The organism is Pseudomonas sp. PME37.24/006, from assembly GCF_055556635.1.
In genome coordinates, this window is the sequence record NZ_JBVHNL010000003.1 from 477,245 (window position 1) to 490,165 (window position 12,921).

Below are 12,921 nucleotides of genomic sequence, written 5' to 3' on the forward strand. Positions count from 1 at the left end.
AAAAGCCCCGAATCAACCCTCGACCTGACTCCACTGCTTGCTCAGGCGCTTGTCCGATACCGCCATCTTCGTGCCCAGTTGCTGGGCGAACAGCGACACGCGGTACTCCTCGAGCATCCAGCGGTAGAGCACCAAATTGGCGTCACGCTTGCCTTCCTGCAGGTGCTTGCCGAGGCGCGCCTGGTACTGCTCCCAATAACCGGCCAGCTCGCCACTCCACACCCGGTCGCGTTGCAGCTGCGCGGCAATCTTGTCGAAGCGTTGCTCGATGGCCTTGAGGTAGCGCGGCACTTCCTTGAGCCATTCGCCAGGCGTTTCGCGGACGAAACCGGGATAGACCAGATTACCCAGCTGCGCTTTGATGTCGTTGAGCGCCACTGCCTGGGCCAGGTCGATCTTGCCCTTGAAGCGCTTCTGCAGGTCGTGCCACAGCTTGAGAATTTCCAGGGTCAGGCGGGCCAGGCGCTCGGCATGGTCGGCCCAGGCGCCGCGTTTTTTCTCGGCCAAGGCGGCCAGCGCTGCGCCGTCACGGGGCAGCGACTGTTCGCCTTCGAGGATGCAGCTGTCGAGGCTGGCCAGCAGAATGTCTTCGACCAGCGCATCGACCCGGCCCAGGTCGCGGTGCAGCAGGCCCAGCTCGGTCAGCCCCGGCAACTTGCCGCGCAGGAACTTGGCAGGCTCCGCCAGCTGTTGCAGCAACAGGCGCTGCAGGGCGCGGCGGTGTTGGAACTCGGCTTCGGCCTGGGTCGGGAAGCGCCCCTCTTTGACCACACCGCCCTCTTCCACCAGCGCCGGGAACACGGTCATGGAGAGCCCGGCAACCTTTTGCTGAGTCTTCTCGGCGACCTGGGCGAAGCCCTTGGCCTCCACTGGTTTCTGCACCTTGTCCGTTTGCGGAATGGCCAGTGCGGCCTGGCTGGCCTCGGCGAAGCGCGCGGTCAACTCAGCCAGATCCCGGCCTTCACCGAGCAGCTTGCCGTGGGTGTCGACCACTTCGATATTCATCTTCAGGTGATGTTCGAGCTGGCGGGTTGCCTCGACCCACGCATCACTGTCGATGCGCGCACCGGTCATGCGTTGCAGCTCGTGAGCCAGGCTTTCCGGCAGGCTGCCCTGGCCAAAGGTAAGCTTGCTCAGGGCGGCGCCGACGAAGTCCGGCACCGGCACGAAATTCTTGCGCAGCGCCTTGGGCAGGCCACGCACCAGGTCGATGGCCTTGGCCTCGATCAGCCCCGGCACCAGCCACTCCAGGCGCTCACCCGGCAGCTGCGGCAACAGCGGCGCAGGTACGCGCAGGGTCACGCCGTCGCGCGGGTGGTTGGGTTCGAAGTGATAGGTCAGCGGCAACTGCAGCTCACCGATATGCAGGGTATCGGGATACTGGGCGGCGGTGACTTCCAGCGCCTCGCGGGCCAGCACATCTTCCTCGCGCATCATCAGCAGCTGTGGGTCTTTGGCGCTCTCGCGCTTGTACCAACTCTCGAAGGTCGCCGTCTGGTAGATGTCCTGGGGAATGCGCGCCTCGTAGTAGGCGAACAGGGTTTCCTCGTCGGCGAGAATGTCGCGGCGGCGCGCCTTGGCTTCCAGTTCGTCGAGCTTTTCCAGCAGCAGTCGGTTGGCGCTCAGGCACTTGGTACGGCTGTTGATTTCGCCACGCACCAAGCCTTCACGGATAAACAACTCACGCGCCACCAGCGGATCGATGGGCCCGTAATGCACGGGCCGGCGGCCGATCACGATCATCCCGTACAGGGTCACTTGTTCGTACGCCACCACCTGGCCGCGCTTCTTCTCCCAGTGCGGCTCGAAGTGATTCTTCTTGATTAGGTGACCAGCCAGCGGCTCGATCCAGTCCGGCTCGATCTTGGCGACCTGGCGCGCGAACAGCTTGGTGGTCTCGACCAGCTCGGCGGCCATGATCCAGTTGGGTTTCTTGCGGCCGATCACCGACGACGGGTGCACCCAGAAGCGCCGCTGACGGGCACCGAGAAAGTCGCCCTCCTCGGTCTTCTGGCCGATCTGGCTGAGCAGGCCGCTGAGAATCGCCTTGTGCACAGCTGCGTAACCCTTGGCGCGCTGCGCGGCTTCATTGGCCTCGGCCTGCTCGCGGAGGATCACATTGACCTTGGTGTCGGTAGTCGGCTGCGGACGCGAGTCGCCGCCATGGGTATCGCGTTGCTCCGACGCTGCATCCGCATCTTTCGTCGGATGGCGTTGAGCGGAGCGATACCCATCGAGCTGCAACTCCTTAGCCAACAACACCAACTGGCGATGGGAATCGCGCCACTCGCGTAACCGCATGTAGTTGAGGAAGTTCTTCTTGCACCAGCTACGCAGCGGGCTGGAGCCGAGCTCCTGGCGTTTTTCCTCGAAGCCGCGCCACAGGTTGATCAACGCGGCGAAGTCGGAATCCACATCCTTCCACTGCGCATGGGCCTGATCGGCCGCCTGCTGGCGATCCATCGGTCGCTCGCGCGGATCCTGCACCGACAGCGCGCTGGTGACGATCAGCAGCTCCTGCAGGCTGCCGAGCTTGGCGGCCTCCAGCACCATGCGGCCGAGGCGCGGGTCGATGGGCAAGCGTGCCAGCTGACGCCCCAGCGGGGTCAGTTGTCCTTCGCGGCTGACCGCCGACAGCTCCTGCAGCAGGTTGAAACCATCGCTGATGGCCTTGCCATCCGGCGGCTCGATAAAGGGAAAATCCTCGATGCTGCCCAAGCGCAGGTGCAGCATCTGCAAGATCACCGCCGCCAGGTTGGTGCGCAGAATTTCCGGATCGGTGAATTCGGGCCGACCTAGGAAGTCCTCCTCGGCGTACAGGCGCACGCAGATGCCCGGCTCGACCCGGCCGCAACGGCCCTTGCGCTGGTTGGCACTGGCCTGGGAAACCGCCTCGATGGGCAGGCGCTGCACCTTGGCGCGGTAGCTGTAACGGCTGATGCGCGCCGTACCGCTGTCGATCACATAGCGAATGCCTGGCACCGTCAGCGAGGTTTCCGCGACGTTGGTGGCCAGCACGATCTTGCGCCCACCCATGGGCGCGAAAATCTTCTGCTGCTCGGCAGGCGTCAGCCGCGCATACAGCGGCAGCACTTCGGTGAAACGCAGGTTGGCCTTGCGCAGCACTTCCGCAGCATCGCGAATCTCGCGCTCACCCGGCAGGAAAATCAGCACGTCGCCCGGGCGCTTGCCCTCGGCATTCTCATGGGCGGCGATCTCGTCCAGCGCGGCGAGAATGCCCTGATCGACGGTGAGATCGTCGAGCAGCCGCTCGCCCTCCTCATCCACCTCGGCGGCCAGCGGTCGATACCAGGTTTCCACCGGATAGGTGCGGCCGGAGACTTCGACGATAGGCGCGTCCGGAAGGCCGGCCCCACCAAAATGCTTGCTGAAGCGATCCAGATCGATGGTCGCCGAGGTGATGATCACCTTGAGGTCGGGCCGCCGCGGCAGCAGGGTTTTCAGGTAGCCAAGCAGGAAGTCGATGTTGAGGCTGCGTTCGTGCGCCTCGTCGACGATCAGCGTGTCGTACTTTTCCAGATAGCGATCATGCTGGGTTTCGGCGAGCAGAATGCCGTCGGTCATCAGCTTGATCAGCGAAGTGTCCTTGCTCTGATCCTCGAAGCGCACCTGATAACCGACCAGCTCGCCCAACGACGTGCCGATCTCCTCAGCCACCCGCGTCGCCACACTGCGCGCCGCCAAGCGCCGCGGCTGGGTATGGCCGATCAGCCCGTGTTGGCCACGACCGATCTCCAGGCAGATCTTCGGCAACTGGGTGGTCTTGCCCGACCCGGTCTCACCGGCGATCACCAGCACCTGATGCTTGGCCAGCGCCGCCTTGATCTCATCGCGCTTGGCCGCGATCGGCAACGCATCGTCATAACGCATCACCGGCACACTCAACCGCCGCGCCTCGACCTTCGCGCAAGACGCCTGAAAACGCTCCAGCCACTGCGCCTGCTTGGCTTCGTCGGGCTTCTTCTGCAGCTCATGCAACTGCCGACGCAAACGATGGCGGTCGGCAATCATGGCGTGGTCGAGGTTGTTCTGCAGGGCAGCGATATCGAAGGGGACGTCGGTCATCAGGCTCGGGCGGGTCGCGGAGAAAGGTGGGATTGTCGCAGATTCCACGCCAAGGCGTGCAGGGTGGGCCGTCGATAGACGGAGTCTGGCGACCCTACACGGGCAGCAACCCTCGGACTGCATGCCGACGGGCGGTTGCCTCCTCATTGACATATCGGTAAATCTCGATATTATCAGGCTCATGGAATTGATCGATATATTCAAAGCCCTCTCAAACCGTACGCGTCTTGAAATCCTCAAGGGGTTGAAGGATCCGGTGAAGAACTTCCCTCCACAGGATGAAGGGGACGTTCATACGGTGGGCGTCTGCGTCAGTAGCATTCAAGAAGGCGTCGGCCTGTCGCAGTCGACGGTGTCCGATTACCTTGCGACGCTGCAACGAGTGGGCCTGGTCGAAGTCCGGCGCATCGGGCAGTGGACCTACTACAAGCGCAATGAAGCAAACATCAGTGCTCTTGCCGAGATCCTAGGTAAGGAGCTGTAATTTTTTACCCTTATATATCGATAAATCCCGATATCCCTTTTTACCGAAACGAGGATCTACTAATGAAAGCGATGATACTTAAATCATTTGGCGGGCCGGAATCGTTCGAGTTGCGCGACGTGCCCAAACCAGTGCCGGGTGCAGGACAAGTCCTGGTCCGGGTACACGCAACCTCCATCAACCCCTTGGACTATCAGGTTCGACGTGGCGACTATGCCGACCTGGTGCCACTGCCGGCCATTACCGGACACGACGTATCGGGCGTTGTCGAAGCAGTTGGGCCGGGTGTGACGACCTTCGCGCCGGGAGACGAAGTCTGGTACACCCCGCAAATATTCGACGGGCCAGGAAGTTATGCCGAGTACCACGTTGCGGCCGAAAGCATTATCGGGAAGAAGCCGCCATCACTGAGCCATCTTGAGGCGGCAAGCCTGACCCTGGTTGGCGGGACGGTGTGGGAAGCACTGACCGTGCGAGCGGCGCTCAGAGTGGGGGAAAGCATTCTGATCCACGGCGGCGCGGGAGGCGTCGGTCATGTCGCGATCCAGGTGGCAAAAGCCATTGGAGCGCGGGTATTCACGACCGTGCGCGAAGCCAACTTTGAGTTCGCACGCAGCATGGGCGCCGATGTGCTCATCGACTACGAGAAAGAGGATTACGTCGACGCCATCCTGCGGGAAACCGATGGACACGGCGTCGATGTGGTGTTCGACACCATCGGCGGCAACACATTGTCGCGTAGCCCCGACGCGCTCGCACAACTTGGCCGCGTGGTATCAATTGTGGACATTGCCCAGCCACAAAACCTCGTGCAGGCCTGGGGTAAGAACGCGAGTTATCACTTCGTTTTCACCAGACAGAACCGCGGCAAGCTCGATGAGTTGAGCGCATTGGTAGAGCGCGGTCAGCTGCGCCCGCACGTTGGCGCGGTCTATTCGCTTGCCGACCTTGCGCTCGCCCATGCCCGGCTGGAGAGCCCAAACAACGGCCTTCAAGGAAAAATCGCGATTGCAGTCGAGCCATCGCTCATCTCGTAAGTGCGTACTTTTAACGGCTCAAGTCATTTTGGAGGAACACCATGATTTATGAGATCGCTCTGCTCCCCGTTCACAAAGAACGCACTGAAGCGTTCAGACGTGCATTCGCCGAAGTTGCGCCTTTGCTCACCCGCGCAAAGGGTTACGGCGGCCACATGCTCGCGCAAGGAATTGAAACCCCCGAGCAATTCAACCTGATAGTGCGCTGGGCTTCACTCGAGGATCACACGCCGGGCTTCGAAGCAAGTGAAGACCATCGGATATTCATGCTGGGCTTGGAGGAATATTTTTCGGAAGAACCGAAGGTTTACCATATTGAGGGGGCGGCTTTTACTACTGGAAAACATGATGATCAGAATTGGCCGCTGTCAGAAACATGCAGGCCAGATGTCGCTCATTTGTAGTGATCGCGATTTGATCTGACAGTTACCTGCTTTGAAGCCTATGACTGTCAGATCAAATTCAGCGGTTCAGTGTGGCGATTTTATTGCGATCAGGCTGGATCGCCACTGATCGGAGACTATATCGACTGACCGCTCCTGGCCGGTAGCAGCTGGTGACGACGGGCAGCTACCGGCCAGAAGCGGTCATTCCGGAAGAAAAATAAATCTGTCACCGTTTCAGTCACCTTTTCACCGTTGCGCTTGACCCTATTCCCTCCTTGCGGCCACATACGCGTACTGATCCAAAAACAAGGAAGACTCTCACATGCCCCGCCTAGTTTGGCTGCGTGACCATATGCAACACAGCGACACCCTGGCGCAGTGGCTGCATCAGCAGTTCGCATACGAGTTTGTTGAACAGCCATTGGCCGATTGGCAACGCGAATTCGCGGAAGGCCAGGGCAACGGTGATTGGCAATGTCTGATCGCCCTAGAGAATGACCAGCTACTTGGCGGCGCTGCACTTGCCGCCAACGACTTGCCCGAACGCCCGGAGCTGGGGCCCTGGCTAGCCTGCGTCTTTATCGCCCCGCAGGCAAGGAAGCGAGGGTTGACGGAACAATTGATAGAAGGCATCTGCGACGCCGCAAAGGCCAACGGCACCACGCGGTTGTACTTGCACACCTATGATCGCAGCGACTACTACGCCAAGCGTGGATGGCAGGTGCAGGAGTTTTTTCGGGCGTGGGGTAAGGAGCAGCGATTGATGCTGCGGGATCTTTGAACTCGCTCAGGTTTGCAGCATAAGATGGAGAGCAAACGCCTGGGAGCGCGGATGTTCGCAACAGGGACGAAAGGCTAGAAGCTGCTAATTCAGGAATGTCCGCCGCCAAAAGCAGTCATTGATAGATCCTATATGGCGGTAATTTAAGATTTGCGCCTTTACGCGTTAGTGATCTGCGCTCTAGCGAACTAATAGGGCTTTAGCTTTTCGATCTGCGCAATGGAGTGACAGAAAGGAAATCCAAATTTTATTTGGCCGGCGAAGTGTATGATTACGCCAGCTGTATACTTGAAGGTGATGATCTTTATGTTTGCCATGAGACGTCATGCGCGACGGAGAGCGCTTTAAGTAATTGTTTTAGGGAAATAAGCTTAACAGCCTTCGGCAGGAAGCTACTCATTGGCCTGCATCAACTCCAGAGTGATATGATCTGGCCCGGTCACATATACAACTAGAGTTCCCTTGCGTGGGCCTGCGGGAATCGCTTGAGGCTTGCCTCTTGCTTTCCAGCCTGATTGCTCAATGCGTTCGAGTGCGGCGTATATGTCTTGCACTCTCAATGCCAAATGCGCCGAACCAATCGCTGATGCCGTAGGTGGAGTGATACCGTGGCGGTCACCCTGCGAATACTCCAGCAACTCTACTCGGCTGCCATCCGGGCCTTTGACTATCGCCGTTCGCACGCTCGGATCGGCGGTGCCGGTTACTTGCAAAATGAATGATCCGCCCATTTCCGACTGACGCTCAAGAGTGAACCCAAGTCCAATTGTCCAGAAGCGAATGGCTTCTTCCAATGAACTGACTGCGAAGCCAATATGATCGACGGCATGCACCATGTGGTTAGAATTCATCAAATGATCCTTTAAAGGTTCACGGGCAAATAGGGAGGTGAGCTTGCGCATCCAGCTGTTACGGCCAAAACACAGAAAATAAATGTGTGAGAGGTACGCATAATCAGGCCAATCCAAGAGAAGCAACATTTGCGATTTTTAGACATTGAGTATTCCTCTGACCGGTCTTATTCTCCATTAGGCATTCAGGATATGGCTACCTCGGATATGACATTGGATAACGTAAACCAGCCATGAACCGCGCGCTTATGCCACTGTTGGCGATAGAGCAATGCGACCGGGCGATCCGCGAAACGGCGCCCCACACTCATACGACAGGCCAACTAATCGCAAGCCTTGCCGGCCTGCTTTCCGTCAGCACTGACGGCGGCTCATGGATAGTGCCGGCTACCCATGCCATTTGGATACCTCCCCGTGTCGCACACGCGATGATGTCACATGGCGCTTTTGCAGGAGCGATGGTCTATATCGCGGAGCAAGAGTGCGGGATCCTGCATCAAATGCCATGCACATTTAGGGTCAGCAGTTTGCTGCGCGAAGCGGTAAGCCGCGCTGCGTCGTGGGGACAACCACCCCGCAACGAAATGGAGTCGCGGGTTGCAGCAGTCATCTTGGATGAAATTGCTACCTCACCCGCTGAACCCATCGGTCTGACGCACCCCAATGACCCGCGCTTGAGGCGTATCACCGATGCGATACTTGCTCAGCTTGATGACAATAGATCACTTGAGGATTGGGCTGCTTGGTCAGGTATGGCACCTAGAACACTTGCCCGGCGTCTGGTCGCTGAAACCGGTTTTAGTTTTTCTGAATGGCGACAACGTGCACGCACGTTGCGCGCAATTCAACTATTGGTCGAGGGGATGTCAGTGACGACAACGGCGATTGAGCTTGGCTACGAAAATATTAGTGCTTTCATTGCCATGTTCCGTCGGATAATGGGTGTTACGCCAGGACAATATGTGCGAGCGCAGACACTGATTAGCAAAGAGGCAATTTCTAGATCAAGTTGATGGGTGTAAGAACCGCTGTACCATCCAACCCGATCCTGCACGCTACAGGCTAAACCTTCAACCATGTGCCGGAACAGATGAAGAAAGAAATGCCAGCTACTTCAGGAGTCGCCAGAGCATCAGTTTTCTTTTAACTGGTGGGGCACTCACGCTGCACTCAGCTGGCGCTTGTAACTTCAACCGTGCTAGTTGCGTATCCCCCCCCAATACCACCACAAGCACTCTACGAGCTGTTCGTTAGTGCATTGGCTCAAGCATAACGTTAGTGTACGCGAAGTCCATGCTTCGCCTAATTGTGCGGCGCCAAGTGCTAAGGTGCTTTTGTAGAGAGTGCTGCGCGCACCACGCGATAGCCTTGCGTACGCCGCAATGATGTCCATTGGGAAAAGAGAACAGATTTATTTCTCTGCTCTAAACGTCCGCTTCTGGCCGGTAGCGGCCAGTTTCCAGAGTCCGCTTCCGGCCAAGCCGCGACTCTGCCTCATCCTTCAGCAGTCCAGGCCATTGTTTGTACTCGGATATGCGGATGACTCTCCAGGCTCTCCCACTCATCCAGAAATGAGAACCCTTGCCTTAAATAGAACCGTGCAGCACGCGCATTTTCCGGGGAGACATCCAGGTATACGCGCTCATGGCCTTGTTCCTGGGCGAGGGCTTTGACCGAATCAACCAGGCGTGGTGCCACTCCGAGGCCTCGTGCAGCCGGTTCGACCCACATGCCGATCAGGTTGAAGCGCCCCGCTTCGCTGACCGAAGCTCCGATCATTCCCTGTACCTGGTGATCGGCGATCGCCAACCAGAAAACCGTACCCGTCGATGAGGCTCGTTGTTTCCACTGCTCGTCGCAGTAATCGGCGGCCGCCTGATAGCTCACGCCAAAGGCTGTGGGTGAATCCAGAAGTGCAGCAAGCCGTACCTGCTTCAAGCGCAACCAGTCTTCGATTGTGGTCAGCCGAATTTCCATGCTCCGTCCGTATTCGTGCCGATAGGGAGGGCAGCATAGCAAGTCGTCTCCGTGTATTGACCTGTTGCTCAGAGCGTTATCGCCATAGGCCGGAAACTTCCTTTGACTAAGGTCGGCTACCGGTCTGTAGCAGACAGATCGTGATCGTTCTACAGTCTCGGCGCTTTGTATCAGCCAGCAGAGCATTAGCGCAGAGAGGAAAAATACTGTGTAGGCGGTTTACCCAAGGCTTTCTTGAACATCGTGATGAAGGCATTAACAGAGTCATATCCCAGAATGCCCGCCACACGCTGCACGGAGACTCCTTCCGCCAGATGACTCAGTGCGATCATCAAATGCAGTTGCTGGCGCCAGCGTCCGAAGCTCAACCCGGTCGTGCTTTCCACAAGTCTGGCCAGCGTTCGTTCACTGGTTGCAAGCCGGGTAGCCCACTCGCGCAAAGTGGTTCGGTCGCCGGGGTCTGTAAAGAGCGTATCCGCGATTTGTTTGATCTTGGGGTGGTCGGATATCGGCAAATGCAGCTCTTTCAGTGGCGCATCGGAAAGCTGCTCAAGTAGGACTGCAACCAGCCGTGCTGTCTTGCCTTCGGAAAGATAAGAAGGTTCCTGTTCAGCAAGATGCAGGATCAACTCCCGGACAAGGGGCGTGATGGCAACCGTACAGCACGCTTCAGGCATGACTGCCGCGCCGGGCTCAACGAACAGAAAGCAGGTTCGGGCGTTCTCGGTCACGCGGCAACTATGCGGCGTGCCGCCGGGAATCCATACCGCGTGCTGGGGAGGGACAAGCCAAAGTGCATTTTGCACCTCACAGCTCACCGCACCGTGCAAAGACAGGATCAGCTGGCCTTTACGATGATCATGCGGGCTGGCACCCGAATGATTGAGTTTGGGTGCAACCTTGAGGGCAATCGCTGCTTGTGCAAAAAGGTCTGAATCGAAATCTTCTGGCGAGGAAACGACATTGTTTGAGATTGGCATAATATAGGTATCGGCTGTCTTGATATCTATATTAGATAATTCTGAAGCTCTCTACAGTTGTCTTCTTTTCAGAGGACAGATAGAGAATATGTCAGACACAAAAAACAAGTGGCATGCCATCGCGCTCGTCGCGGGCATTCTACTTATTGCCGTAAATCTGCGCGCTCCCTTTACGGGCATCGCGCCCGTTTTGCCGCTCATCCAGAATGATTTTGGCTTGAGCGCATCAGCTCTAGGCCTCCTTACTTCACTGCCATTACTTGCCTTTGCCGCCTTCTCCCCGCTCAGCGCATCGGTCGCCCGCAGGTTCGGAATTGAGCGCACGCTTTTCGGTGCACTGGTGGTCATTTCATCGGGCATCCTGCTCCGTTCCACAGGCAGCGCATGGGCGTTGTACGTCGGTACGATACTGATAGGCACCGGGATCGCCCTGGGAAACGTGCTGCTGCCCGGCCTGATTAAACGTGACTTCTCAACGAAAATGGCGTCCATGACCGGCGCTTACTCCATCACGATGGGCGCAGCGGGCGCTGTCGGTTCAGCCGTTATCATTCCCCTGACCCAGTCATGGGGATGGCCGATTGCCCTGAGTTTGTTAGTCGCAGCCCCGCTGTTGGCTCTGGTTGTGTGGTTGCCGCAGTTGAAAAAACACGATCACGTGAATCTGTCCGGCCCAAAACAATCCGCAACCGTGTCCGTCTGGCGATCGCCACTGGCATGGCAGGTCACACTGTTCATGGGGCTGAATGCGATGCCTTTTTATGTCGCCGTAGGCTGGCTGCCTACCATTTTGATGGATCATGGCATATCTCCCGAGCTAGCAGGAACGGTACACGGCACGCTTCAACTGACCACGGCAATACCCGGCTTGATTCTGGCGGCCACGCTTCGCCATCTCAAAGACCAGAGACTGGCAGCTGTTACCGTCAGCCTGTTAACCACCTTATCCTTGATCGGACTTATTTATGCGCCGGGCTACGCCATGTTGTGGGCCGCGTTCCTGGGCTTCGGCTCTGGCGCCAGCATGATGCTCGGCCTGACGTTCATCGGCTTGCGCACAAAAAATGCCGGCGACACAGCGGCACTGTCAGGAATGGTGCAGTGCGTCGGCTATCTGATGGCAGCCGCAGGCCCCTTGCTGCTGGGCGAACTGCACGACTGGAGCGGTAGCTGGACAGCACCGCTGTTGATCACATCCGCAATCTCCATTGCCGGCGCCTTCACCGGCATGCTGGCCGGGCGTAACGTTCAACTCGAACCCGCTCATCGCTGAGCTGAGTCTGTGTTTTTGAGTCAGGAGAAGGCAGCTTTTTTCTGATCAGCAAGTAGCTGAATCGCCGTCGCGAACGAGCCCGGTGATCCAGTCAGCAAATGCCTGCACGGTTGGCGAAAGAAAGCGCTGATGCGGATATAGTAAGGTGACCAGCACGGACGCAGGCTGCCAGTCAGTAAGCACTTCGACCAGCCGACCTTCTCGCAGATGCTCGGAAACCACGTTCTCGGCGAGTTGCACCAGCCCGAAGCCTTCAAGGCACATCTTTATATAGAGCCCAGTCTCGTTGACAGCCGCTGTGCCGCTCACCGGGACTGAGATCTTTTCGGTGCCACGGGCGAAGCGCATTTCGCCTGTTTGCCTTGCGCGGCCCGAGAAGTAATGGATGGCCCGGTGGTGAGACAAATCCTGCGGAGTTTGCGGAGTACCGTTTTCTTCGAGATAGGCGGCAGACGCACAGGTTACCCAGCGAAACCGGCCGAGTGGGCGCGCAACGAGCGTTGAATCATCGAGCTCGCCTGTGCGAATGACGCAATCCACACCCTCCTGCACCAGATCAACCTGCCGATCATTGACACCTATCATCAGGTAGATATCCGGATAACGCCTGTAAAAGTCTTGCAGGTTTGGCATAACGATGAAGTGTGCAATGCCGCCCGGCATATCGACACGCAAACGCCCCTGCGGTCTTTTTACTGAATCCGTCAGGCTGGTCTCCGTGTGTTCGATCAGCTCCAATATTTCCCGGCATTGCGCCAGATACTGTGCGCCCTCAGGCGTCAAGCCGACCCGCCGCGTGGTTCTGTTCAGCAGGCGCACCTGCAGGTACTTCTCAAGATTTTTAACGCTACTGGTCACCGTCGAGGCCGGCAAAGAAAGCGTCTGCGCCGCCTGGATAAAGCTTCCTGCCTCAGCCACACGCACGAAAACCTGCATCGCTTGAATACGATCCATGACTGTTAGCAGCCTCAAAGCAGTGATCGGAAAAGACGTTATTACTCGCCAATATTGAATAATAAAAACAGTTTAACCATCTTTTTCCCGCAGTATCGCCCTGCGTACATTT

At 57.8% G+C, this 12,921-nt stretch carries 11 protein-coding genes; 6 read left to right on the forward strand and 5 right to left on the reverse strand.

All coding sequences use genetic code 11. The features are described 5' to 3' along the window. Positions 1 to 12: 12 nt before the first annotated feature. Positions 13 to 4,086, reverse strand: a complete 4,074-nt coding sequence (gene hrpA, locus ACZ3GY_RS13265; protein ID WP_465910419.1) for an ATP-dependent RNA helicase HrpA — start codon at positions 4,084 to 4,086, stop codon at positions 13 to 15. 181 nt (positions 4,087 to 4,267) lie between these two features. Here hrpA and ACZ3GY_RS13270 point away from each other — a divergent pair, with 181 nt between their 5' ends. The 4 genes from ACZ3GY_RS13270 to ACZ3GY_RS13285 all read left to right on the forward strand — a co-directional run bounded on the left by ACZ3GY_RS13270 (position 4,268) and on the right by ACZ3GY_RS13285 (position 6,774). After that, positions 4,268 to 4,570, forward strand: coding sequence for an ArsR/SmtB family transcription factor (locus tag ACZ3GY_RS13270; protein WP_465910420.1), 303 nt, complete (start codon positions 4,268 to 4,270; stop codon positions 4,568 to 4,570). A 62-nt stretch (positions 4,571 to 4,632) separates the two neighbouring features. After that, positions 4,633 to 5,607, forward strand: a complete 975-nt coding sequence (locus ACZ3GY_RS13275) for a zinc-dependent alcohol dehydrogenase family protein (protein WP_465910422.1) — start codon at positions 4,633 to 4,635, stop codon at positions 5,605 to 5,607. Between the two features lie 41 nt (positions 5,608 to 5,648). Next, the gene (locus ACZ3GY_RS13280; RefSeq protein ID WP_463565591.1) at positions 5,649 to 6,011 is read left to right on the forward strand and encodes an antibiotic biosynthesis monooxygenase family protein; all 363 of its coding nucleotides are present in this window, start codon (positions 5,649 to 5,651) and stop codon (positions 6,009 to 6,011) included. 304 nt (positions 6,012 to 6,315) lie between these two features. Further along, positions 6,316 to 6,774, forward strand: a complete 459-nt coding sequence (locus ACZ3GY_RS13285) for a GNAT family N-acetyltransferase (protein WP_465910423.1) — start codon at positions 6,316 to 6,318, stop codon at positions 6,772 to 6,774. 392 nt (positions 6,775 to 7,166) lie between these two features. On the opposite strand, the gene ACZ3GY_RS13290 is transcribed toward ACZ3GY_RS13285, so the two are convergent. Further along, complete coding sequence (locus tag ACZ3GY_RS13290; protein ID WP_463565593.1) at positions 7,167 to 7,625, reverse strand: VOC family protein; 459 nt, start codon at positions 7,623 to 7,625, stop codon at positions 7,167 to 7,169. A gap of 233 nt (positions 7,626 to 7,858) precedes the next feature. On the opposite strand from ACZ3GY_RS13290, the gene ACZ3GY_RS13295 reads away from it, so the two are divergent. Beyond that, positions 7,859 to 8,638, forward strand: coding sequence for an AraC family transcriptional regulator (locus ACZ3GY_RS13295; RefSeq protein ID WP_463565594.1), 780 nt, complete (start codon positions 7,859 to 7,861; stop codon positions 8,636 to 8,638). A gap of 481 nt (positions 8,639 to 9,119) precedes the next feature. On the opposite strand, the gene ACZ3GY_RS13300 is transcribed toward ACZ3GY_RS13295, so the two are convergent. Both ACZ3GY_RS13300 and ACZ3GY_RS13305 read right to left on the reverse strand, forming a co-directional pair. Then, complete coding sequence (locus tag ACZ3GY_RS13300) at positions 9,120 to 9,602, reverse strand: GNAT family N-acetyltransferase (RefSeq protein ID WP_463565595.1); 483 nt, start codon at positions 9,600 to 9,602, stop codon at positions 9,120 to 9,122. 185 nt (positions 9,603 to 9,787) lie between these two features. Next, the gene (locus ACZ3GY_RS13305) at positions 9,788 to 10,582 is read right to left on the reverse strand and encodes an AraC family transcriptional regulator (protein WP_463565596.1); all 795 of its coding nucleotides are present in this window, start codon (positions 10,580 to 10,582) and stop codon (positions 9,788 to 9,790) included. Between the two features lie 88 nt (positions 10,583 to 10,670). Here ACZ3GY_RS13305 and ACZ3GY_RS13310 point away from each other — a divergent pair, with 88 nt between their 5' ends. Next, positions 10,671 to 11,855 carry an MFS transporter gene (locus ACZ3GY_RS13310; RefSeq protein WP_465910426.1) on the forward strand — a complete coding sequence of 395 codons (1,185 nt, stop codon included), beginning with the start codon at positions 10,671 to 10,673 and terminating at the stop codon, positions 11,853 to 11,855. 45 nt (positions 11,856 to 11,900) lie between these two features. On the opposite strand, the gene ACZ3GY_RS13315 is transcribed toward ACZ3GY_RS13310, so the two are convergent. After that, a complete protein-coding gene (locus tag ACZ3GY_RS13315) occupies positions 11,901 to 12,809 on the reverse strand; it encodes a LysR family transcriptional regulator (protein WP_463565598.1) in 909 nt (302 codons plus the stop codon). Between the last annotated feature and the right edge of the window lie 112 nt (positions 12,810 to 12,921).